The sequence below is a fragment of the Aeromonas sp. QDB20 genome (assembly GCF_027707805.1).
In the GTDB taxonomy this organism is placed as follows: Bacteria; Pseudomonadota; Gammaproteobacteria; order Enterobacterales; family Aeromonadaceae; genus Aeromonas; species Aeromonas dhakensis.
On the sequence record NZ_JAPCJC010000002.1, the window covers coordinates 214,788 to 237,282 of the forward strand.

The following is a 22,495-nucleotide window of genomic DNA, read 5'->3' on the forward strand; positions in this document are numbered from 1 at the left end:
GGTCAGCGTGCGGCACGCTCGAGATCGCGCCAGGTGAGCCAGAGCCTCAGATCAAACTCCAGTTGATGATAGTCCGGCTCCATATGCTGACAGAGCTGATAGAAGCTCTTGTTGTGATCCTTCTCTTTCAGGTGGGCCAGCTCGTGCACCACGATCATCTTCAGGAAGGCCGGGTGGGCCTCCTTGAACAGGGCGGCGATGCGGATCTCGTTCTTTGCCTTGAGCTTGCTACCTTGCACCCGGCTCACATAGGTGTGCAGGCCGAGGGCATCCTTGATCACGTTGATCTTGCCGTCGAAGATCACCTTGGAAAGCGGCGCCGAGCTCTTGAGATAGCGGTTCTTCAGCTCCATGGTGTAGGCGAGCAGCGCCTTGTCGCTCTGGATGAGGTGGGTCTCAGGATAGCGCCTGGCCAGCACCTCCCCGAGCTTGCCCGCCGCGATCAGCTGTTGCACCTGGGCCTTGAGGGGCTCGGGGTAGCCACCGAGATAGGTCAGTTCCGCCATGTCTGCATTACTCAATACATCAAAAGAGCGCCATTGTAGTCAGCGCGTCGCCGCTTGCCTACCGTTTCGGGCCGGGCCTGCCTCACCGCAATGAAAAGGCCGTCATCGCGGGATGACGGCCCTGTTCGCTCAAGGGGGCTCAGCGTCTGCGATAGAGACCCGGCTCCACCTCTTCATACTGGCTCACCAGATATTGATAGAAGGCGAGACTGGAGGGGGAGTCCGGCTTCTTGAGCTCATCGGCAACCCGATCCGGCTTGGCGATGATAAATTTGGGCTCCTGACGTTTTACATCCGCCAGCACTCGTTCACGCACGTCGTAGGGCGGGTTGACGTTGGCGAAGAAGAGGTAGGCGGAGGCCGGCTGGCGATCGGTCCAGAGGTAATATTGCGGCTGGATGCCATCCACCCAGATCTTGTCGGCAGGGGTGGTCTCGGCCAGGATCCGGTCGACCCGTACCTGGGCCGGCGGGTTGAAGGGCCGGCCTTTCTGGCTGCCTTCCCAGGCGTTGTTGAGCAGCAGGGCCAGCATGGCCAGCGAAGCGAGCCAGGGGGTGGCACTGCGCACATCCCAGGCGCGCCACAGGGGCACCAGAATGAGCACCGGCAGTGCCCACAGCAGGCTGTTGCCGAGCACTTCACGTACCCGTTCCAGTGACCACTCCTTGGTGCTCCAGCCGTAACCGAGCTGCTGGGCCAGCAGCCAGCTGGCGGTCAGCACCACCAGCGAGATGCAGAGCAGACCGAGGGCATCGGCTTGCTGCTCGCTGCGATCCAGCAGGCAGGCCAGCGGCAGCAGGGCCAGCTGCAGATAGAGCACGTCGTAGTGATCGAACACGTGGCCGGAGACCGAGTTGGCGATCAGGGTGAAGATGACCCCAAACAGGGTGGCGCACAGCACCGGCAGGTACCACTCCTGACGCCGGCTCATCATCAGCACGATGAAGGCGGGCAGCAGCATGATGAGGCCGGTACGCAGCAGGCCGACGCTGCCCACATCCGGCGAGAAGCCGTTGCCATAGCTCCCCTCGAAGAAGATGTCGAAGGCGTAGTATTTGAATTCGGCCAGCAGGTTGTGGTGCTGGAAGTAGGCCAGCAGCGGACCGCCGACGAGCGCCAGCCCCAGCAGGCTGGAGCAGAGCAGGGAGAGGGCGCAGCGCCACTGCTCGCGCAGGCACCAGTGGCAGAACAGCACCAGATACCAGGCGCCCCAGAAGGCGCCGTTGTTGGTGCGCATCCAGGCAACGATGGCAAAGGTGAGCGCGGCCACCAGCGCCGGTCCCCAGCTGCAGCGCTTGTCCAGCAGCATGGTGATGAAGGCCCACTGGGCGATGAGGGCCAAATGGAAGGTCCAGTCCTCGGTCATGTTGCCGTAGTAGTAGCGGGTGCCGTAGAGCGCCAGTACCGCCAGCATGCTGCCGAGCCGGGCCCGCAATGAGAGGCCGAGCTGGCCGAAGGCCTGCCAGCTGGCCATCAGCCCCAGCCAGCAGAGCGCCCATTCCAGCAGCCAGATCCCGAAGAAGCCGCCGAGGCCGTAGCCGAAGGCGTCGAGGGCGAAGATCATGGGGCCCTTGATGTCGATCATGTCCCGATAGAGCACGCCCCCCTCGCTCCACATCTTGCCCATCACGGCAAACAGCGAGGCGTCGAAGCCCGGCGCCATGCCGTGGAACAGCGGGTTGCGCAGGCAGAACAGCAAGGCCAGCAAACCGGTGAGCAGGATCACCAGCGGCCGCAGGCCCGGATTGACGCGAGGAGGAGTAAAACGGATGGCATGATTCATGGGTGACCTGTTCCTGCTGGGAAGTCTCGAAAGCGGGCCTATCTTGCCGAGCCTGACCACACGATGCAATGGGCCAGGGGAATGTGCTTGAAATAATTTGCAAAAGTGCCGCTTTACGACAAGAAAGCGGCACGTTTTATTGCGTACGGGGACAAAGGGCGAAGCCGAGTCCGGCTTTCGCCCCGGCTGGCGGGGGATCAGCCGGCGGTCGGCCCCTGATACTCCACCCGCGCCGGCATGGCGGTGAGCGCCGGCAGATAGCGAGCCCAGCGAATGAAGGCATCCGCCAGGGTGATGCCGAGCTCCTGATTGTGCTGGGTCAGGGTGCGGGCCAGCGCTGTGTAGCCCTCCTTGCCGGAGGCGGTGTAGGCGCTGGAGACCCCCCGATAGACGGCGTCGGCTTCGACCGCTTGCCACTCATCAGGCGCACGCTCCCACTCCAGCCGGGTGATCCGGCGCCCCTTGGGCTGATCCGCCTGATAACAGAAGCGCACTCCGGCGGTGTAGGGGAAGCTGCCGCTGCCATTGCCCGTCACGCCGTTGTTGGTGGCGTTGTCGATGGCCCCCTCCAGCGCTTCGGCCAATTCATGACCGTGCACCCGATAGAGAGTGAGCGGGATGGCGAAGGGCAGCAGGCGGCCGGCGATGTCCGCTTCGCTGAGCGGCCCGGGTTCGAGGGAGCAGCGCACCCCGCCGGCGTTGTGCAGGGCAAAGTCCACCTGACCGACCTGCTCGCGGGCGCTGGCCAGCATGGCGCTCGCCACCAGGGGGGCGACCTGGCTGCCGGCCGGCAGGTTGGCATCGGGCAGCCGCTGGTGGTGCAGCGGCTCGTCAAGGCGGGTCACGATGCGCTGGGTCATGGTCTCCAGCTCGGGCCGGTAGCGCCTGGCCAGATGCTGTTCCAGTTCGGGGTCGGGGTCGCAGAAGGTGAGCCCGGCCGGCGGATTGCCGGCAAAGGGCCAGAGCTGCCAGGGCAGCCACTCCAGCTGGCCGCGGCTGCGCGCTACCCGGCCGCGCTCGTCAAAGGCCAGCTCGCATACCCCGAGGCAGAGGGCGCTGTGGGCGGCGTGCAGGACGGCCACCCCGTTCACCATCAGCGGGTAGCTGCCTTCGCTGTCGAGCCCGAGCGGCGCCAGCTCCCCCAGCAGGCTGTGGGTGTGGCCGCCGATGATGAGGCTGAGCTCGGGGAAACGCTCGGCCAGCCGTTTGTCCTGCTCTAGCCCCAGGTGGCTGAGCAGGATGATGTGCTGAATGCCGGCGGCCTTGATCTCTGCCAGTGCGGCCTTCAGGGTCTGCTCGATGCCGTGGAAGCGGGTGTGGGCATCCGGGTTGGCGATGGCGGCCATCTGCGGCAAGGTGATGCCAAGCAGGGCAAAGGGCACGCCGCCGAGCTGGCGCCGCTGCCAGGGGCGGCTGACATCGTGCAGATTGGACAGGCCGCGCAGGGGGAGTGGGGTATCGGCCGGCTCTTGGCTGCTGTCGAGGTTGGCGGCCAGCACCGGAAAATCGAGCTGGCGCAGGAACTCCACCAGAGGACCGTTGCCGAGATCGAACTCGTGATTGCCGATCACCATGGCGTCCGGTCGCAGCAGGCTCAGCAGATCGGCGTTGGCCCGCCCCTTGAAGCGGTTGAAATAGAGCGAGCCCTGGAAGGTGTCGCCACCGTGCAGAAACAGGCAGGGCTGACCCGCCTCGTCCGCCTGCCGGCGCAGGGCGTTGAGCCGGGTCAGGATACGGGCATAGCCGCCGCACTGGGTGCGCCACTCGGACTCTCCTGCGGGGGCGAAGCGCATGGGGGCGCCGTCGAAATGGGAGTGGCAGTCACTGAAATGGGCAAGTTGAACCGTAATACTCATCTCGGTCCTCCTTAGAGAAAAAAGAGCACCGAGTCTACTCCAATGGCGGGGGGAGATACCAGCCCGGCGGCAGGCCGGGCTGGCAGAGCGGGGAGAGGCGGGGCATCCGCTCAGGGAGCCCCGACCACGTCAGGCGGGCACCATGATCTGGGTGGCGAGGATCACCACCAGCAGGCCGACGGCCACCGGCAGCGAGGTACGTTTGACCACCTCGAACGGAGAGAGATTACCCATCCCCGCACAGGCGACCACCACCCCGGAGACCGGCGAGATGGTGCGGCCGAGGTTGGAGGCCTGCAGCATGGGGATCACCAGGTAGGCCGGGTTGACGCCGAGGCTGGTAGCCAGATGGGGAATAAGCTCCACGAAGGCGTAGAAGGGGGCGTTGCCGGAGCCCGTGGTAAAGGCGGCCAGGGTGGTGATGACCACCAGCACCAGCATGATGACGATGCCGCCGGTACCAAAGCTCTGGGCCAGATCCAAGAGGTTGGCGATGAAGCCGAGCCCCATCAGGCCCTGGGCAAACACCCCGGCCCCCACCAACAGCATCACCACGCCGGCGAAGGCATCGGCCATGCTGCGCCAGCACACCTGCAGCCCGTCCAGCAGCTCTTTGCCGTTGCGCTTGCGTACCAGCTCCAGCAGGGCAGCCAGCACCAGGCAGATGACGATGATGGTGACGATGTCGAGCTTGGGCCCCAGTTTGCCGTCAAACAGCAGCACCCCGATGATGGGGGTGAAGGGCAGGATGGCGTAGAAGCCGGGCGCGTCGGTGATGAGGTCGCTCGGGGCGACGGCGGCGTTGTGCTCGCCGGCCTTCTGATCCAGATAGCGCTGCCAGAAGAAGTGGGTCACCGCCATGGCGGCGATGGCCACCAGCGAGATGGGCAGGGTCAGCTTGAAGGCAAACTCGATGAGCTCCATGTTGGCGGCTTGGGCGGCCATCACCACGTCCCCCGAGGTGGGGGCCAGGATGATGGCAGCCGGCGAGGCGCACACCGCTGCCGCGGCGCCGCGGGAGATCCCCATGTTGACCATCAGCGGGAACAGGGTGGCCATCAAGAGCACGCCAAGGCCGGTGGCGGAGCTCACCGCCAGCGACATGGCGCAGGCCACCAGGTAGGCGGCCACCAGCAGGATATAGGGGGACTTGATGACGCCGAGCGGCTTGCTCGCGAGCTTCACCAAAATGGTGTTGGCCCCGATGTGGCTCATGTAGCCGGCGAAGCCGCACAGCACCATGATCAGCATGCCAAGGCCGCCGCCCCGGTCTACCAGCAGGAAGCGCACGTATTCGAACACGTCGGTGGCCACGTGGCCGGTGGAGGTGACGCTGGCGGGCAACACCGCCTTGCCCATCAGGGCGGTGATCGCCAGCAGCAGCAGGCCGCCGCTGAGCAGCACCCCGGTGGCCGAGTAGCCCTTGAAGATGTAGCGGCCCACGGCAAGGGTGACCAGGGTACCAATAAGGAGTTCCATCATAGAGTGAGTTCCTGAGTACGAATGGGAGTGGATGCATTATTGGCGTCAACTTGGAGGTTAATCTGGCCAATCCCGAAATGCATCGACATAAAACTCGGCGATTATTATCCAATAAGGGGTAACCCACCATGATGTAGCGCATCACTTGTGATCTCGCTTGCAAATCAATACGGGCGCGGGGTTGCGACTTGTCAAGCTGACACTTAGGCTTTGTGACGGGAGTAGGTGACAGTCGCGGGGATCGCGGTTAATCTCCTGCTTTGAATATTAATGCGTTGATTATTAATTAAAATAACAACCCCGCCAGCAACGAGGTCAAGGCAGCAGAGATGGGAATGGTCAGCAAACTTTTCATGGTGGCACTGATGTTGTTCGCCGCCACCGCAGGGGCCGAGAGTTCCCATTACACCGGCATCAAGGCGGTGCCTGACATCAAGGTAGACTTCCAGTTTTATCGGGTTTCCGGGCCGGATGTGGCGAGCCTGGCCCGCCAGATGACCAATGCGGGCACAGCCCGGGCCAATGGCCACATCGGCATGGCCAGCTATCAACTCTCCTGGCAGTTGCAGACCAGCCCCGGGGCGCAGCGCTGCGAGTTGGAGCAGGTCAAGGTCACCACCCGCATCAAGGTGATGGTGCCGAACTGGATGGACAAGGCCAAGGCCTCCGTCGCCGAGCGCCAGAAGTGGGACAAGCTGGTGGCCGCCATGTTCGATTATGAGAGCCGCCACAAGGACATCTTGCTGGAGAGCGTGAGCCAGCTTGGCATCCAGCTGGCCCAGTTGCCGGTGGAGCGTGACTGCGCCGCCCTGCAGTATCAGGCCTGGCAGCGTGGGCAGGGGGGACTGGCCAGCTTGCGCGAGCGTTTTGCCCAGTTGCAGCAGCAGACCGACCATGGCCGCAAGCTGGGGCTCAACTGGCCTAAGGGCATCTGACGCCACATACCATCCATGAAAAACGGGCTCCCTTGGGGAGCCCGTTTTGTTGTTGTGCCTTGCCGAGCCTTCAGCTGAGCACCTGAGGCTTACTGCAACGGCTTGCCCTTGAGCAGCTTGCGTACCCAGTAGCGGGCCGGATGGAGCGCCTCCAGCAGATCGGCGGCCAGCGGCAGCGGGTCGCCGCAGATCTCGCTGGCGAGCAGCTCGCCGCAGAGGGGGGCCGAGCACAGACCCCGTGAGCCGAGCGCCCCCAGCACATAGAGACCGGGGTAGAGGGGCAATGGACTCTGCTGATCAACGGGCGCCTTCAGATTGTGATCCGCCAGCGCCGCCAATCTGGCGACCGGCCCCGCCACCGGCAGATGATCCCGGCTGGCACTGCGCACGCCGACCCGGGCCTGGTTGCCGCTCACGTCCACCTCGGCAGGCCAGCGCTGTTGCGGCAGGCAGGCCTGCAGGCGCGCCTGGTTCTGGGCCTGCTCCTCGGCGCGAAACGCGAGTTCGGTCTGGTTGCGGCCATAACTGGCGCCGATGCAGTGTTGACCTTCGTTGGCTGGGGTGAGGTAGCCGTCATAACAGAGCACGGTATTGAGCTGGCTCAGGCTGGCGGAGGTGGGCACATGGCTCACCTGGCCGCGCACCGGATAGAGCGGCAGCTCGGCAAAGGGGATGAGCGCCGGCAACTGGTGTCCAGTGGCCACCACCAGGGTGGGGCTCTGCCAGCGGCGACCTTCACAGCTTTCGACTTGCCAGCCATCCGCCTGTTCGGTCACGGTAGCGACCCGGGTATTGAAGAGCACCTCAAGCAGCCCGCCGGCCTGCGCCTCCTGGATGGCGGCGCGGGTGAGATCGGCCGGGCAGAGCCAGCCCCCCAGCGGATAGCTGACACCGCCGTGGCCGCAAGGCAGGCCGACCACCTGCTCGACCTCTGGCTCGGAAAGCACCTGCATCAGCTCGGGCGGGAAGGGGCCTTGCGCCATCTTGGTCAGCTTGGCGGCGGACTTATCGTCATAACCGAGCTGGGTGACGCCGCACAGGGAAAAGGCGACGGGGTGGCGCTCGGCCAAGGCCAGCAGTCGGCTTCTGGCAAATCCGAAGGCCAGCGAATAGAAGCGCGACAGGGCATCGTGCTCACCGTTGAGCAGCGGATAGAGCGCCCCCTGGCGATTGCCGGAGGCGCCGCCGGCCGGCTCGTCATCCTGGCACAAGAGGGTGACCTTGCGGCCCCGCTCCACCAGCGAGAGCGCCGTCATGGCCGAAGCGATACCACCGCCAATGATCAGCACTTCTTCCTTCCGCCCGGCCGGACGGGCATAGCAGGGGGCTATGGTCTGCTGCGGCAGTTTGTCTGCGCGCTCGCCCGCCAGCATCTCCCGCTTGCTGCCGTGGCCCTTCACTTTCTGCATGGCAAAGCCGGCGGCAATCAGGCCGCGGCGCACGAAGCCGGCGCAGGTAAAGGTGGCTATGGTCGCCTGGGGGCGGGCGAGACGGGCCAGCCCGTCGAACAGATCCTGGGTCCACATCTCGGGGTTCTTGGCCGGCGAGAAGCCATCCAGATACCAGGCATCCACCAGCCCCGTTGCCGGGTGGGGCACCTGGGGCAGCATCTCCTTGATGTCGCCAAGCCAGAGATCGAGCCGGATGCGGCCGCCGGCAAAGATGAGGCGATGGCAGCCGCAGACCGGCAGCGGCCACTGGGCAATCAGATCCTGGCTCAGGTGGGCAAGCTCGGGCCAGGCCGTCAGCGCCTTGCGCAGATCGGCCTGGGTGAGCGGGTACTTTTCGAAACTGATGAAGTGCAGCCGGGAACCGTTGCCGGTTTGGGGCGCCTGTTCCAGAAAGGCGGCCATTGTCGCCAGAAAGTTAAGACCTGTGCCGAAACCTGTCTCACCTATCACGAAAATGTCACTATCGTGGTGCGAAAATCGCGCTGGCAGCCGATTTTGCTGCAAAAAGACGTAGCGGGTTTCACTTAGACCGTTATCATTGGAAAAGTACACATCCCCGAACTCACTGGAGACTGGAGTTCCCGCTTCATTCCAGTCCAATCGGGCATGATGTAAGGATGTTTGACTCACGTTTTCCTCGGCTCGCGTCACAAAATCGCGGGCATTCTACGTGAAAGCAGACCAGTTTGGCAGCCGAAAGCGGGTAGACTCGGTGCCAGTTTTTCCAGACGAGATGAATTAATGAGAAGAGCAGTGATCACCGGTATCGGCGTCATCTCCAGTATCGGCAACAACAAGGAAGAAGTGCTGGCCTCCCTGAAAGCAGGCAAATCTGGCATCACCTATTCCGAGCAGTTCGAGCAGCACAACCTGCGCAGCCGTGTCTGGGGTAACATCAAACTCGATCCGTCTGAACTGATCGACCGTAAAGTCATGCGTTTCATGGGTGACGCCGCGGCCTACGCCTACCTCTCCATGCAGCAGGCCATTGAAGATGCCGGCCTGGCGGAAGACCAGGTCTCCAACGAGCGTACCGGCCTGGTGGTCGGTTCGGGTGGTGCTTCCGGCAAGAACACCTCGGAATCGGTGGACATCGCTCGCGAGAAAGGGGTCAAGCGTGTGGGTCCCTACATGGTGCCGCGCACCATGTCCTCCACCACCTCTGCCTGCCTGGCGACCCCGTTCCAGATCAAGGGCGTGAACTACTCCATCAGCTCCGCCTGCGCGACCTCCGCTCACTGCATCGGTCACGCCATGGAGCTGATCCAGCTTGGCAAACAGGATGTGGTCTTCGCCGGTGGCGGTGAAGAGCTGGACTGGTCTTCTACCATCCAGTTTGACGCCATGGGCGCGCTGTCTACCAAATACAACGACACGCCGGAAAAGGCGTCCCGTACCTATGATGCGAACCGCGATGGTTTCGTCATCTCCGGTGGCGGCGGCATTCTGGTGATCGAAGAGCTGGAGCACGCGCTGGCTCGTGGTGCTCACATCTATGCCGAGCTGACCGGCTACGGCGCCACTTCCGACGGTTACGACATGGTCGCCCCGAGCGGTGAAGGTGCGGTGCGCTGCATGAAGATGGCGATGCAAGGTGTTGGCAAGGTTGACTACATCAACACCCACGGCACCTCCACCCCGGTCGGTGATACCAAAGAGCTGGAAGCTATCCAGACCCTGTTTGGTGCCAACGGTCCCAAGATCTCTGCCACCAAGGCGATGACCGGCCATGCGCTGGGCGCCGCCGGCGTGCACGAGGCTGTCTACTCCCTGCTGATGATGGAACACGGCTTCATCGCCCCCAGCATCAACATCGAGACCCTGGACGAGAAGGCTGAAGGTCTGCCCATCGTACGCGAGTACGAAGAGGCCGAGCTCAACACCGTCATGTCCAACAGCTTCGGCTTTGGCGGTACCAACGCCTCCCTGGTGTTCAGCAAGTTCAAGGCTTGATGAGCCCGTCATGAGTTGCAAAAAAGGCGCCGCAAGGCGCCTTTTTTATTGGGTGTTCGTCATTCGTCAGGCTCGCACCTGCAGTGGCAATCGCATGTAGGTGGCGCCCTCGCCGTATTCGGCCAGGGATTTCTGGGTGCTGGCAGGCTTGAACCCCTGCTTGCGCCAGAAGGCCGGCGCATCCTGTACCGCCACCAGACCGGCGTGCTCGAACCCTTCGTCGGTGGCAAACGCGAGGGCGGTGGCGAGCAGCCGCTGGCCGATCCCCTTGCCGCGAGCCTGTCTGGAGACGGCGAGATCGTGCAGATAGAACTCGTCGTTGCCGGCCAGGCGCTGCATGGACACGGAGAGGGGCGGTGGCTGGTGGGCGCGCCAAGGGTGGCAGAGCAGGTAACCCAGTACCTGGCCCTGATATTCGGCGACCCAGCAGCAGTCGGGCGCCAGTTCGGCCTTGTTGCTCATGACGTCGATGGGTTCAGGATCCAGCTGGTGATAACACTCATCCTGAATGGCCATGATGGCGGGCCAATCGTTGGCCAGGGTCGTGCGGATCTTGATCATAGTGGCAGGGCATGACTGCCCGAAAACGCTGATTAAATAGTGAATGCGTCAGCCAGCCTACCAGAAGCGGGTCACCAACTGAACAGGCATCTTCAAATGATGCCTTTTTTGATCAGCGCGCCGCCTGTTTGCTGACGACCTTGATGAGCTGGTAGCGCAGGGAAGGGGCATCTGCCGGCACATCGGTGAGCTGCTCCTTGCTGACGCTCAGCTGGTAGCGGTAGCCGGGTTCGAACTGGAAGCCTTCGATCTGCTGATAAAACAGGGTCCAGGGCTGCTGCTCGTCGCTGCGCACCTGCATGCACTGCATGGGGCCGACACCGACGCAGTGCACCAGCTGACTGTTGACGTAGAGGGTCTCGCCGGCGGTCGGGGCAGGGGCGCTCTGGCAGGCGCTGAGCAGCAGGGCGGCGCCGGCGCTGATGAATAATGGTCTCATGATGGACTCCTTGGCTAAAAGGGGGGGCATTAGAGCGGCAAATGAAAAGGCGGTCAATGACCGCCTTTGTAACAAAATATCTGAAACCTGCGACTCAACGCTGGTCGAGCGGGGTGAACTCGCGCTGTGGCTGACCGGTGTAGAGCTGGCGCGGACGGCCAATCTTCTGATCCGGATCCGAGTGCATTTCGTTCCAGTGGGCAATCCAGCCGATGGTACGGGAGATGGCGAAGATCACGGTGAACATGGACATGGGGATGCCGATGGCCTTCATGATGATGCCGGAGTAGAAGTCCACGTTCGGGTAGAGCTTCTTCTCGATGAAGTAGGGGTCGGACAGCGCGATGCGCTCCAGCTCCATGGCCACGTCCAGCAGCGGATCCTTGATCTGCAGCTCGGTCAGTACCTCGTGACAGGTTTCGCGCATCACGGTGGCACGGGGGTCGTGGTTCTTGTAGACCCGGTGACCGAAGCCCATCAGACGGAACGGATCGTTCTTGTCCTTGGCCTTGGCGATGTACTCGGGGATGCGATCCACGGAGCCGATCTCCTCGAGCATCTTGAGGCAGGCTTCGTTGGCTCCGCCGTGGGCTGGACCCCACAGGGAGGCGATCCCCGCGGCGATACAGGCGAACGGGTTGGCACCGGAGGAGCCAGCCAGACGCACGGTGGAGGTAGAGGCGTTCTGCTCGTGGTCCGCATGCAGGGTAAAGATGCGGTCCATGGCACGTTCGACGATGGGGTTGACCTTGTACTCTTCGGTCGGCACCCCAAACATCATGTGCAGGAAGTTGCCGGCATAGGAAAGGGCATTGCGCGGCTGCATGAACGGCTGGCCGATGGAGTACTTGTAGCACATGGCGGCCAGGGTCGGCATCTTGGAGAGCAGACGGAAGGCGCAGATCTCGCGGTGCTCTTCGTTGTTGATGTCGAGGGCATCGTGATAGAAGGCGGAAAGCGCGCTGACCACGCCGCACATGACGGCCATGGGGTGAGCGTCGCGGCGGAAGCCGCGGAAGAAGAAGGCGATCTGCTCATGCACCATGGTGTGGCGGGTGACCAGACGTTCGAATTCCGTGTATTGCGCCTTGGTGGGCGCCTCGCCGTACAGCAGGATGTAGCAGACTTCGAGGTAGCTGGCCTGGGTGGCCAACTGGGCGATGGGGTAACCACGGTGCAGCAAGACACCCTGATCGCCATCTATGTAAGTGATGGATGATTTGCAAGAACCGGTGGCCATGAAACCGGGGTCGAAGGTGAAGTACCCTTGCGCGCCCAGCTTTCTGACATCGATCACGTCAGGTCCGACAGTTCCTGACAGGATCGGGAGTTCTACCGGGTCTTTGCCGGGCAGATGTAGGGTGGCTATCTTATCAGCCATAGCACGTCTCCTTTGCTCTTTTATAATTTGATTCCAGCTCTACTTTATTACGAGTTTGATGACGCTGGCAAAGGTTCTGACCCGTACCAGGGCGGCTGGAGCGCCTTATTTGAAACAGAGTTCAGGTCTGTTGTCAATTTTGCTGGATGATCATTAATGTTTTGTTAAATCAGTTGTGAGATCTGGTTTACGGTTTTGGGTTTTCTTTGTAGCTAATTGATTGTCATTGGTTAAGCCCGCCGATATACTGCGCCTCGTGGGTGATGGCTGTCGGTGTTTGAAACGCTTTCGCAAAGCCAGATGTGATATTGAAAATGTCGTTTTTGGCTTTCCCGAGTTGTTTTGGTAACAAAAACCTAACAAATGCCACTCCATGCCCTCATAAGCGTGAAAAAACAATAACTAACGTGCTCAATGGAGCTGAGTGGGCAAAGCCGTGAAAAATAAACAGAGACCTGTAAACCTCGACCTACAGACGATCAGCTTTCCTGTCACCGCCATCGCTTCCATCTTGCATCGTGTCTCAGGGGTCATCACCTTTGTGGCGCTCTCAATCTTGCTGTGGATGCTTGGTACTTCACTCGCCTCTCCCGAAGGATTTGAGACCGTGGTGTCCATCATGGACAACTTCCTGGTCAAATTCGTGCTGTGGGGGATCCTGACCGCGCTGGCTTACCACATTGTGGGCGGGCTGCGTCACCTGGTCATGGACATGGGCTATTGGGAAGAGCTGGAATCCGGTAATCAGAGTGCCCGTGTGGCCTTCGTGATCACTGCGATTTTGGCGGTATTGGCGGGGGTTCTGGTATGGTAACCAATTCTGCAACATTCGGGCGCAGCGGTGTTCACGATTACATCCTGATCCGCGCCACCGCCCTCATCATGACCTGTTATGTCCTCTATCTGGTGGGTTTCGTTGCGTGCAACGACATCACCTACGAGGTGTGGACCGGTTTCTTCGCGAAAACCTTCACCAAGGTGTTCACCCTGTTGGCGCTGCTGTGTGTGCTGATCCACGCCTGGATCGGTCTGTGGCAGGTGCTGACCGACTATATCAAGCCGGTCGGGCTGCGCGGTGCGCTGCAGTTTGCACTGGTGGTGGTGCTGTTTGTCTATCTGATGACGGGTTTCGTCGTGCTGTGGGGTGTGTAAGGTGACTATTCCAACTCGTGAATTTGATGCGGTCGTGATCGGCGCCGGTGGTGCCGGCATGCGCGCCGCGCTGCAGATTGCCCAATCCGGCAAGAGCTGCGCACTGCTTTCCAAGGTTTTCCCGACTCGTTCCCACACGGTTTCCGCCCAGGGCGGCATCACGGTTGCGCTGGGCAACGCCCACGACGACAACTGGCAGTGGCACATGTATGACACCGTGAAAGGTTCCGATTACATCGGTGATCAGGAAGCCATCGAGTACATGTGCAAGACAGGCCCCGAGGCCGTCTATGAGCTGGAGAACATGGGTCTGCCCTTCTCCCGCTTCGACAACGGCCGCGTCTACCAGCGTCCGTTTGGCGGTCAGTCCAAGAACTTCGGTGGCGAGCAGGCTGCCCGTACCGCGGCGGCTGCCGACCGTACCGGCCACGCCCTGCTGCACACCCTGTATCAGCAAAACGTCAAGAACAAGACCACCGTCTTCTCCGAGTGGTATGCGCTGGATCTGGTGAAGAACCAGGACGGCCACATCGTCGGCTGTACCGCCATCGACATGGAGAGCGGTGAAGTCGTCTACTTCAAGGCCAAGGCCACCGTGCTCGCCACTGGCGGCGCCGGTCGCATCTACCAGTCCACCACCAACGCCCACATCAACACCGGTGACGGTGTCGGCATGGCGCTGCGTGCCGGGGTCGGCGTGCAGGACATGGAGTTCTGGCAGTTCCACCCCACCGGCATCGCCGGGGCAGGGGTACTGGTCACCGAAGGTTGCCGCGGTGAAGGCGGCTACCTGCTGAACAAAGACGGCGAGCGCTTCATGGAGCGTTATGCGCCTAACGCCAAGGATCTGGCCGGTCGCGACGTGGTGGCTCGTTCCATCATGATCGAGATCCGCGAAGGTCGCGGCTGCGACGGTCCCTGGGGCCCGCACATCAAGCTCAAGCTGGATCACCTCGGCAAAGAGGTACTGGAATCCCGTCTGCCGGGCATCTGCGAGCTCTCTCGCACCTTCGCCCACGTGGATCCGGTCAAGGAACCCATCCCCATCATCCCGACCTGCCACTACATGATGGGTGGCGTGCCGACCAGCGTGAACGGCCAGTGCCTGACTCAGGACAAGGATGGCAACGACGTGCCGGTGGTAGGTCTGTTCGCGGTGGGCGAGATCGCCTGTGTCTCCGTGCACGGTGCCAACCGTCTGGGCGGCAACTCCCTGCTGGATCTGGTGGTGTTCGGTCGTGCCGCCGGCATGCACCTGGTGGAGACCCTGGGCTCGATGGAGCACGGCGTGGAAGCTACCGACGCCGACATCGCCAAGGCGCTCGAGCGCCTCAACCGCTGGGAAAGCAACCGTAACGGTGAAGACCCGGCCCAGATCCGCAAGGATCTGCAGCGCTGCATGCAGAACAACTTCTCCGTGTTCCGCGAAGGGGATGCCATGGCGGAAGGGCTGGCCGAGCTGAAACTCATCCGCGAGCGCCTCAAGAACGCCCGTCTGGACGACACCTCCAGGGAGTTCAACACCCAGCGCATCGAGTGCCTGGAGCTGGACAACCTGATGGAGACCGCCTATGCCACCGCGGTGGCCGCCAACTTCCGTACCGAGAGCCGGGGCGCCCACAGCCGCTTCGATTTCCCGGAGCGTGACGATGAGAGCTGGCTGTGCCACAGCCTCTATCATCCGGACACCGAGTCCATGACCCGTCGCGCTGTCAACATGTCACCCAAGACCCGTGAGGCGTTCCCGCCCAAGGTCCGGACTTACTGATTGCGGAGCCAAGCACAATGAACGTCACATTCTCTGTCTACAGATACAATCCGGATGTTGATAACGTCCCCCATATGAAGGAATATCGTCTTGATATTCCTGAAGGTTCCGACATGATGGTGCTCGACGCACTGATCCAGCTCAAGGAGCTGGATCCCACGCTCGCTTTCCGCCGCTCCTGCCGCGAAGGGGTTTGTGGATCAGACGGTCTCAACATGAATGGCAAGAACGGTCTTGCCTGCATCACCCCGCTCTCCGATCTGCTGAAGAAGGGCAATAACGTCGTTATCCGCCCCTTGCCAGGCCTGCCGGTGATCCGCGATCTGGTGATCGACATGACCCAGTTCTACACCCAGTGGGAGAAGGTCAAACCCTTCCTCATCAACGACGAGAAATTGCCGCCCGTGCGTGAGCACCTGCAATCCCCCGAAGAGCGCGCCAAGCTGGATGGCCTGTACGAGTGCATACTCTGTGCCTGCTGCTCCACCTCTTGCCCCTCCTTCTGGTGGAACCCGGACAAGTTCATCGGCCCGGCCGGGCTGCTCGCCGCCTACCGCTGGCTGGCGGACAGCCGCGACACCGCCGCGACCGAGCGACTGGGTAATCTGGATGACGCCTTCAGTGTGTTCCGTTGCCACGGCATCATGAACTGCGTGAACGTCTGTCCCAAGGGATTGAACCCGACCAAGGCCATCGGCCACATCAAGTCGATGCTGCTCAACCGGGCTGTTTGATATCAGGGCCAGGGCGTCACGCGCCAGGCCCGACCTCTGGATAGCCATCCAGCCTGGATGGCTATTTGACCCCTACAAGCTGCGCTGCAGTGAACAAGATGTACAAGGGATAGAAATGCATAACGGCGTGATGAAGGCCTGGTTGGAGTCATCTCACCTGGCTGGTGCGAATGCAAGCTATATCGAGGATTTGTACGAATCCTTCCTGGAAGACCCCGAATCCGTAGCCGAAGAGTGGCGCAGCCTGTTTAGCTCGCTGCCCCAGGTCAATGGCCATGCGATAGAACAACCCCATTCCCGGGTCCGCGATTATTTCCGTCGCCTGGCCAAGGAGCCCTCCCGTTACAGTGCCCCCGTCTCCGATCCGCAAGTGGATGCCAAGCAGGTGCGGGTACTGCAGCTGATCAACGCCTTCCGCTTCCGCGGCCATCAAAACGCCAATCTGGATCCGCTCGGCCTGTGGGCGCGTGAAACCGTTGCCGAACTGGACCCTGCGTTTCACAACCTGCAAGGCGCGGACATGGAGGCCACCTTCAACGTGGGCTCCTACGCCATCGGTCGCGAGACCATGGTGCTCTCCGATCTCTATGCCTCGCTGAAAAAGACCTATTGCGGCAGCATAGGCGCCGACTACATGCACCTCACCTCCACCGAGGAGAAGCGCTGGCTGCAAGACAGGCTCGAATCCATCGAAGGGAAGGGGAGCTATACCCTCGAAGAGAAGACCCGTTTCCTCGAGAGCCTGACTGCCGCCGAAGGGCTGGAAAAATACCTGGGCGCCAAGTTCCCGGGGGCCAAGCGTTTCTCCCTGGAAGGGGGCGATGCCATGGTACCCATGCTCAAAGAATTGATCCGTCGCGCCGGTGAGCAGGGCTGCAAAGAGGCTGTCATCGGCATGGCCCACCGCGGTCGCCTCAACGTGCTGATCAACGTGTTGGGCAAGCGCGCCCAGGACCTGTTCGACGAGTTTGCCGGCAAGCACGGCGAATCCTGGGGCACGGGTGACGTGAAGTACCACATGGGCTTCTCGTCCGACTTCGCCACTCCGGGCGGCAACGTCCACCTGGCGCTCGCCTTCAACCCGTCTCACCTCGAGATCGTCAACCCCGTGGTCATCGGCTCCGTGCGTGCCCGCATGGACCGCCGCGGTGACAAGGACGGCTCGACCGTACTGCCCATCACCATCCACGGTGACTCGGCCATGGCCGGTCAGGGCGTGGTGGCCGAGACCTTCAACATGTCCCAGACCCGAGCCTATGGCGTGGGCGGGACGGTGCGCATCGTCATCAACAACCAGGTGGGCTTCACCACCTCCTATATTCGTGACCTGCGCTCCACCGAATATTGCACTGACATCGCCAAAGCGGTGCAGGCCCCCGTATTGCACGTCAACGGTGATGATCCGGAAGCCGTGGTGCTGGTGACCCAGATTGCGCTGGATTACCGCAACACCTTCAAGCGCGACGTGGTGATCGAGCTGGTCTGCTACCGTCGTCACGGCCACAACGAGGCCGATGAGCCGAGTGCCACCCAGCCGTTGATGTACCAGAAGATCAAACAGCACCCGACCCCGCGCAAGATCTACGCCGATCAGCTGGTGGCCGATGGCGTCATCAGCCAGGAGCTGGCCACTACCCTGGTCAACGAGTATCGCGACACCCTGGATCGCGGTGAGCGGGTGAGCAAGGAGTGGCGTCCGATGGAGCTGCACTCCGTCGACTGGACCCCGTATCTGGGCCACGACTGGGCCATGCCCTATGACAGCACAGTGCCGATGGATCACCTGAAGGCCCTGGGCGAGCGGGTGAGCCAGTACCCAGCGACCCACGTGCTGCAGCGCCAGGTCGAGAAGATCTACGAAGACCGTCGCCTGATGGCCGCCGGCGAGAAGCTGGTGGACTGGGGCTTTGCCGAGACCCTGGCCTACGCCACCCTGGTGGACAAGGGTTCCCGCATCCGCTTCACCGGGGAAGACTCCGGCCGCGGCACCTTCTTCCACCGCCACGCTGTGCTGCACAACCAGACCGATGCCAGCACCTACACCCCGCTGTGCAACCTGCACGACGAGCAAGGCCCGTTCGAGGTGTACGACTCGGTGCTGACCGAGAACGCGGTACTGGCGTTTGAATATGGCTACGCCAGCGCCGAGCCGGCCGGCCTCACCATCTGGGAAGCCCAGTTCGGCGACTTCGCCAACTGCGCTCAGGTGGTGGTCGACCAGTTCCTCTCTTCCGGCGAGCAGAAGTGGGGCCGGATGTGCGGCCTGACCATGCTGCTGCCGCACGGTTACGAAGGGCAGGGTCCGGAGCACTCCTCCGCCCGTCTGGAGCGCTATCTGCAGATGTGCGCCCAGCACAACATGCAGGTGTGCGTACCGTCCACCCCGGCGCAGGTGTTCCACATGCTGCGCCGTCAGGTAGTGCGCCCGATGCGCCGTCCGCTCATCGTGATGACACCCAAATCCCTGCTGCGCCACCCGCTGGCGGTGAGCAAGCTCGAAGAGCTGGCCGAAGGCACCTTCCAGAACGCCATCGGCGAGATCGATGCGCTGGATCCGAAGGGCGTCAAGCGCGTGGTGTTCTGCTCCGGCAAGGTCTACTACGACCTGCTCGATGCCCGTCGCAAGGCCGAGCAGCAGGACGTGGCGCTGGTGCGGATTGAGCAGCTCTACCCCTTCCCGGAAGAGGAAGTGCGCGCCATCCTGGCCGACTACGCCCACGTCACCGACTTCGTCTGGTGTCAGGAAGAGCCGCAGAACCAGGGCGCCTGGTACTGCACCCGTCATCACTACGACAGCGTGCTGCCAAGCCATGCCCGTCTGCGTTATGCCGGTCGCCCGGCCTCGGCCTCGCCGGCCGTCGGTTACATGTCCGTCCACGCCAAGCAGCAAAAAGCCCTGGTGGAAGACGCACTCACCCTGGAATAACGAGTTGTGAAGGAGAGGGCGCTCCCCGGGAGCGTCCTCTTCGACCAAGAACAAGCCCGCTGGCCAAGAAGTAAACAAGGAACTGATTAGATGACTATCGAGATCAAAGTACCGGACCTGCCGGAATCAGTGGCGGATGCCACCATCGCGACCTGGCACAAGAAGCCGGGTGATCTGGTTGCCCGTGACGAAGTGCTGGTTGACATCGAGACCGACAAGGTCGTGCTGGAAGTGCCGGCGCCGGAAGCCGGCGTGCTGGGCGACATCCTGCAAAGCGAAGGGGCCACCGTGCTCTCCCGCCAGCTGATCGCCATGCTCAAGCCTGCCCCGGTGGCCGGCGAAGAGACCAAGGAGAAGCCGGTGGAAGCGGTAGCCGATGACGCCGCCGATGGCCTGAGCCCCTCCGTGCGTCGCCTGGTGGCCGAGCACGACATCGACGTTGCCAAGCTGACCGGTACCGGCAAGGGCGGTCGCGTCACCAAGGAAGACGTGGAAGCCTTCATCAAGGGTGGCAACAAGCCTGCCGCCGCGCCGGTCGCCGCCGCAGCCCCGGTTGCACCGGTCGCCCCGCTGGCCGGTCGCACTGAAAAGCGCGTGCCCATGACCCGTCTGCGCAAGCGTATCGCCGAGCGTCTGCTGGAGGCCAAGAACACCACCGCCATGCTGACCACCTTCAACGAGATCAACATGGCGCCCATCATGAAGCTGCGCAAGCAGTACGGCGAGATCTTCGAGAAGAAGCACGGCATCAAGCTCGGTTTCATGTCCTTCTACGTGAAGGCGGTAGTGGAATCCCTCAAGCGCTACCCGGAAGTGAATGCGGCGCTGGACGGTGACGACATCGTCTACCACAACTACTTCGACGTCAGCATCGCCGTCTCCACCCCCCGTGGTCTGGTGACTCCGGTGCTGCGTGACTGCGACAGCATGAGCCTGGCCGACATCGAGAAGGCCATCAAGGATCTGGCCGGCAAGGGCCGTGACGGCAAGCTGACCGTGGACGAACTGACCGGCGGCAACTTCACCATCACCAACGGTGGCGTGTTCGGCTCCCTGATGTCCACCCCGATCATCAACCCGCCCCAGAGCGCCATTCTGGGCATGCACAAGATCCAGGACCGCCCCATGGCCGTCGACGGCAAGGTCGAGATCCTGCCGATGATGTACCTGGCGCTCTCCTACGATCACCGCATCATCGACGGCCGCGAGTCGGTAGGCTTCCTGGTCTCCATCAAGGAGCTGCTGGAAGATCCGACCCGTCTGCTGCTGGACGTCTAAGGAAATCGGCCGGAGTGGCAAGCCTGTGGGCTTGCCAAGCCGCGCCACAAGCTTGCCGCCGGGTCTGTCGCCCGGCGGCAAGCGGGGGCCCTCGCGGCCCTGACGGAACGTCTGAGTGAAAGTGAAATTAGAAAGATAACGAGGGGCCACCCTGGCCTCTTTCACAGGGGATTGAGAAACACGAGCCCCGGACGGAAATACCTACAACACGGATAGAGCATCTATGAATCTGCATGAATATCAGGCAAAACAGCTGTTTGCCGAGTATGGCCTGCCGGTCTCCGAAGGTTATGCCTGTGCCACCCCGCAGGAAGCGGCCGAAGCGGCCGACAAGATTGGCGGCAACACCTGGGTCGTCAAGTGCCAGGTCCACGCCGGTGGCCGCGGTAAAGCGGGCGGCGTCAAGCTGGCCAAGAGCAAGGACGAGATCCGTGCCTTCGCCCAAAACTGGCTGGGCAAGAACCTGGTGACCTATCAGACTGACGCCAACGGTCAGCCGGTTACCAAGATCCTGGTGGAATCTTGCACCGACATCGCCAAGGAGCTCTACCTGGGCGCCGTGGTTGACCGTGGCAGCCGTCGCGTGGTCTTCATGGCCTCTACCGAAGGTGGCGTGGAGATCGAGAAAGTCGCCCACGAAACCCCGGAACTCATTCACAAAGCCGCCATCGATCCGCTGGTAGGCCCGCAGCCTTATCAAGCCCGCGAGCTGGCCTTCAAACTGGGTCTGGTCGGCGATCAGATCAAGCAGTTCACCAAGATCTTCATGGGTCTGGGCCAGATGTTCCTGGACTGCGACTTCGCCCTGCTGGAAATCAACCCGCTGGTCATCACCGACAAGGGCAACCTGCACTGCCTGGACGGCAAGATCAACATCGACGCCAACGCCCTGTACCGCCAGCCGAAGCTGCGCGAGATGCATGACCCGTCCCAGGATGACCCCCGTGAAGCGCACGCCGCCCAGTGGGAGCTGAACTATGTGGCGCTGGATGGCAACATCGGCTGCATGGTCAACGGTGCGGGCCTGGCCATGGGTACCATGGACATCGTCAACCTGCACGGCGGTTCACCGGCCAACTTCCTGGACGTCGGCGGCGGCGCCACCAAGGAGCGGGTGACTGAGGCGTTCAAGATCATCCTCTCCGACAGCAAGGTACAAGCCGTGCTGGTCAACATCTTCGGTGGTATCGTGCGCTGCGACATGATCGCGGAAGGCATCATCGGCGCGGTCAAGGAAGTGGGGGTGAAAGTGCCCGTAGTGGTGCGTCTGGAAGGCAACAACGCCGAACTGGGTGCCCGTAAACTGGCCGACAGCGGCCTCAATATCATCGCCGCAACGAGTCTGACTGACGCAGCTCAGCAAGTGGTAAAAGCAGCGGAGGCCAAATAATGAGCGTTCTGATCAACAAAGACACCAAGGTGATCTGCCAGGGCTTTACCGGCGGTCAGGGCACTTTCCACTCCGAACAGGCCATTGCCTACGGTACCCAGATGGTCGGCGGCGTCTCCCCGGGCAAAGGCGGCACCACTCACCTGGGCCTGCCAGTGTTCAACACCGTCCGTGACGCCGTGGAAGCCACTGGCGCCACCGCCTCCGTCATCTATGTACCGGCCCCGTTCTGCAAGGACGCGATCCTGGAAGCCATCGATGCCGGCATCAAGCTCATCGTCACCATCACCGAAGGCATCCCGACCCTGGACATGCTGGACGTCAAGGTGAAGCTGCAGGAAACCGGCGTGCGGATGATCGGCCCCAACTGCCCGGGCGTCATCACCCCGGGTGAGTGCAAGATCGGCATCATGCCCGGCCACATCCACAAGCCGGGCAAGGTGGGCATCGTCTCCCGCTCCGGCACCCTGACCTACGAAGCGGTCAAGCAGACCACGGACGAGGGCTTCGGCCAGTCCACCTGCGTCGGTATCGGTGGTGACCCCATCCCGGGTTCCAACTTCATCGACATCCTCGAGATGTTCCAGAATGACCCGCAGACCGAAGCCATCGTGATGATCGGCGAGATCGGCGGCAACGCCGAGGAAGACGCGGCTGCCTACATCAAGGCCCACGTCACCAAGCCGGTGGTCTCCTACATCGCGGGCGTCACCGCTCCGGCTGGCAAGCGCATGGGTCATGCGGGCGCCATCATCGCCGGTGGTAAAGGCACCGCGGCCGAGAAATTTGCCGCCCTGGAAGATGCCGGCGTGAAAACCGTGCGCTCCCTGGCCGATATCGGCAAGGCCCTGCGTGAAGTGACCGGCTGGTAAGTCAGCCTGTTATCTCTAATTGAAAAAG

General features: G+C 62.2%; 18 protein-coding genes. 10 read left to right on the top strand and 8 right to left on the bottom strand.

The window, feature by feature from the left end; translation table 11 throughout:
- Positions 1–2: 2 nt before the first annotated feature.
- From PG897_RS02895 to dcuC, 4 genes are all read right to left on the bottom strand, one after another.
- On the bottom strand, positions 3–506 hold the full coding sequence (locus PG897_RS02895; RefSeq protein ID WP_005300181.1) for a M48 family metallopeptidase: 504 nt from the start codon (positions 504–506) through the stop codon (positions 3–5).
- Between the two features lie 139 nt (positions 507–645).
- Entirely contained in the window at positions 646–2,289 is a 1,644-nt protein-coding gene (locus PG897_RS02900) for a hypothetical protein (RefSeq protein WP_024941601.1), read from the bottom strand.
- A 197-nt stretch (positions 2,290–2,486) separates the two neighbouring features.
- Positions 2,487–4,145, bottom strand: coding sequence for a bifunctional metallophosphatase/5'-nucleotidase (locus tag PG897_RS02905; RefSeq protein ID WP_024941600.1), 1,659 nt, complete (start codon positions 4,143–4,145; stop codon positions 2,487–2,489).
- Between the two features lie 129 nt (positions 4,146–4,274).
- The gene (gene dcuC, locus PG897_RS02910; RefSeq protein ID WP_005300187.1) at positions 4,275–5,627 is read right to left on the bottom strand and encodes an anaerobic C4-dicarboxylate transporter DcuC; all 1,353 of its coding nucleotides are present in this window, start codon (positions 5,625–5,627) and stop codon (positions 4,275–4,277) included.
- A gap of 335 nt (positions 5,628–5,962) precedes the next feature.
- On the opposite strand from dcuC, the gene PG897_RS02915 reads away from it, so the two are divergent.
- On the top strand, positions 5,963–6,562 hold the full coding sequence (locus tag PG897_RS02915; RefSeq protein WP_017779966.1) for a DUF922 domain-containing Zn-dependent protease: 600 nt from the start codon (positions 5,963–5,965) through the stop codon (positions 6,560–6,562).
- Between the two features lie 89 nt (positions 6,563–6,651).
- On the opposite strand, the gene mnmC is transcribed toward PG897_RS02915, so the two are convergent.
- Positions 6,652–8,664, bottom strand: coding sequence for a bifunctional tRNA (5-methylaminomethyl-2-thiouridine)(34)-methyltransferase MnmD/FAD-dependent 5-carboxymethylaminomethyl-2-thiouridine(34) oxidoreductase MnmC (gene mnmC / locus PG897_RS02920; RefSeq protein WP_201880810.1), 2,013 nt, complete (start codon positions 8,662–8,664; stop codon positions 6,652–6,654).
- Between the two features lie 90 nt (positions 8,665–8,754).
- On the opposite strand from mnmC, the gene fabB reads away from it, so the two are divergent.
- Positions 8,755–9,966, top strand: a complete 1,212-nt coding sequence (fabB, locus tag PG897_RS02925; protein WP_010634180.1) for a beta-ketoacyl-ACP synthase I — start codon at positions 8,755–8,757, stop codon at positions 9,964–9,966.
- A gap of 66 nt (positions 9,967–10,032) precedes the next feature.
- On the opposite strand, the gene PG897_RS02930 is transcribed toward fabB, so the two are convergent.
- From PG897_RS02930 to PG897_RS02940, 3 genes are all read right to left on the bottom strand, one after another.
- Complete coding sequence (locus PG897_RS02930; protein ID WP_024941598.1) at positions 10,033–10,527, bottom strand: GNAT family N-acetyltransferase; 495 nt, start codon at positions 10,525–10,527, stop codon at positions 10,033–10,035.
- A 112-nt stretch (positions 10,528–10,639) separates the two neighbouring features.
- Positions 10,640–10,966: a DUF4377 domain-containing protein gene (locus PG897_RS02935; RefSeq protein WP_005300200.1), complete on the bottom strand. Its 327-nt coding sequence runs from the start codon at positions 10,964–10,966 to the stop codon at positions 10,640–10,642.
- A 94-nt stretch (positions 10,967–11,060) separates the two neighbouring features.
- Positions 11,061–12,347 (bottom strand): citrate synthase, encoded by a 1,287-nt coding sequence (locus PG897_RS02940; protein WP_005300205.1) that lies wholly within the window; start codon positions 12,345–12,347, stop codon positions 11,061–11,063.
- A 424-nt stretch (positions 12,348–12,771) separates the two neighbouring features.
- Here PG897_RS02940 and sdhC point away from each other — a divergent pair, with 424 nt between their 5' ends.
- The 8 genes from sdhC (at position 12,772) to sucD (ending at position 22,467) form a co-directional block, all read left to right on the top strand.
- Positions 12,772–13,161, top strand: a complete 390-nt coding sequence (gene sdhC, locus PG897_RS02945) for a succinate dehydrogenase cytochrome b556 subunit (protein ID WP_005300207.1) — start codon at positions 12,772–12,774, stop codon at positions 13,159–13,161.
- The gene (gene sdhD, locus PG897_RS02950; protein WP_005300209.1) at positions 13,155–13,499 is read left to right on the top strand and encodes a succinate dehydrogenase, hydrophobic membrane anchor protein; all 345 of its coding nucleotides are present in this window, start codon (positions 13,155–13,157) and stop codon (positions 13,497–13,499) included. Before sdhC ends, sdhD begins: the two co-directional genes overlap by 7 nt.
- A gap of 1 nt (position 13,500) precedes the next feature.
- The gene (sdhA, locus tag PG897_RS02955) at positions 13,501–15,267 is read left to right on the top strand and encodes a succinate dehydrogenase flavoprotein subunit (protein WP_139752637.1); all 1,767 of its coding nucleotides are present in this window, start codon (positions 13,501–13,503) and stop codon (positions 15,265–15,267) included.
- Between the two features lie 17 nt (positions 15,268–15,284).
- Positions 15,285–16,001 (top strand): succinate dehydrogenase iron-sulfur subunit, encoded by a 717-nt coding sequence (locus PG897_RS02960; protein ID WP_010634177.1) that lies wholly within the window; start codon positions 15,285–15,287, stop codon positions 15,999–16,001.
- A gap of 115 nt (positions 16,002–16,116) precedes the next feature.
- Positions 16,117–18,927 (top strand): 2-oxoglutarate dehydrogenase E1 component, encoded by a 2,811-nt coding sequence (gene sucA, locus PG897_RS02965; RefSeq protein ID WP_201880812.1) that lies wholly within the window; start codon positions 16,117–16,119, stop codon positions 18,925–18,927.
- A 90-nt stretch (positions 18,928–19,017) separates the two neighbouring features.
- The gene (odhB, locus tag PG897_RS02970; protein WP_025201810.1) at positions 19,018–20,205 is read left to right on the top strand and encodes a 2-oxoglutarate dehydrogenase complex dihydrolipoyllysine-residue succinyltransferase; all 1,188 of its coding nucleotides are present in this window, start codon (positions 19,018–19,020) and stop codon (positions 20,203–20,205) included.
- Positions 20,206–20,428: 223 nt separating this feature from the next.
- The gene (gene sucC / locus PG897_RS02975) at positions 20,429–21,595 is read left to right on the top strand and encodes an ADP-forming succinate--CoA ligase subunit beta (protein WP_005300220.1); all 1,167 of its coding nucleotides are present in this window, start codon (positions 20,429–20,431) and stop codon (positions 21,593–21,595) included.
- Complete coding sequence (gene sucD, locus PG897_RS02980; protein ID WP_005300222.1) at positions 21,595–22,467, top strand: succinate--CoA ligase subunit alpha; 873 nt, start codon at positions 21,595–21,597, stop codon at positions 22,465–22,467. Before sucC ends, sucD begins: the two co-directional genes overlap by 1 nt.
- Positions 22,468–22,495: the final 28 nt, after the last annotated feature.

Bases quoted from the DNA above. Each gene is read 5' to 3' on its own strand.
- PG897_RS02895 (WP_005300181.1), bottom strand. From the start codon at position 506: ATGGCGGAACTGACCTATCTCGGTGGCTACCCCGAGCCCCTCAAGGCC.
- PG897_RS02900 (WP_024941601.1), bottom strand. From the start codon at position 2,289: ATGAATCATGCCATCCGTTTTACTCCTCCTCGCGTCAATCCGGGCCTG.
- PG897_RS02905 (WP_024941600.1), bottom strand. From the start codon at position 4,145: ATGAGTATTACGGTTCAACTTGCCCATTTCAGTGACTGCCACTCCCAT.
- dcuC (WP_005300187.1), bottom strand. From the start codon at position 5,627: ATGATGGAACTCCTTATTGGTACCCTGGTCACCCTTGCCGTGGGCCGC.
- PG897_RS02915 (WP_017779966.1), top strand. From the start codon at position 5,963: ATGGTCAGCAAACTTTTCATGGTGGCACTGATGTTGTTCGCCGCCACC.
- fabB (WP_010634180.1), top strand. From the start codon at position 8,755: ATGAGAAGAGCAGTGATCACCGGTATCGGCGTCATCTCCAGTATCGGC.
- PG897_RS02930 (WP_024941598.1), bottom strand. From the start codon at position 10,527: ATGATCAAGATCCGCACGACCCTGGCCAACGATTGGCCCGCCATCATG.
- PG897_RS02935 (WP_005300200.1), bottom strand. From the start codon at position 10,966: ATGAGACCATTATTCATCAGCGCCGGCGCCGCCCTGCTGCTCAGCGCC.
- PG897_RS02940 (WP_005300205.1), bottom strand. From the start codon at position 12,347: ATGGCTGATAAGATAGCCACCCTACATCTGCCCGGCAAAGACCCGGTA.
- sdhD (WP_005300209.1), top strand. From the start codon at position 13,155: ATGGTAACCAATTCTGCAACATTCGGGCGCAGCGGTGTTCACGATTAC.
- PG897_RS02960 (WP_010634177.1), top strand. From the start codon at position 15,285: ATGAACGTCACATTCTCTGTCTACAGATACAATCCGGATGTTGATAAC.
- sucA (WP_201880812.1), top strand. From the start codon at position 16,117: ATGCATAACGGCGTGATGAAGGCCTGGTTGGAGTCATCTCACCTGGCT.
- odhB (WP_025201810.1), top strand. From the start codon at position 19,018: ATGACTATCGAGATCAAAGTACCGGACCTGCCGGAATCAGTGGCGGAT.
- sucC (WP_005300220.1), top strand. From the start codon at position 20,429: ATGAATCTGCATGAATATCAGGCAAAACAGCTGTTTGCCGAGTATGGC.
- sucD (WP_005300222.1), top strand. From the start codon at position 21,595: ATGAGCGTTCTGATCAACAAAGACACCAAGGTGATCTGCCAGGGCTTT.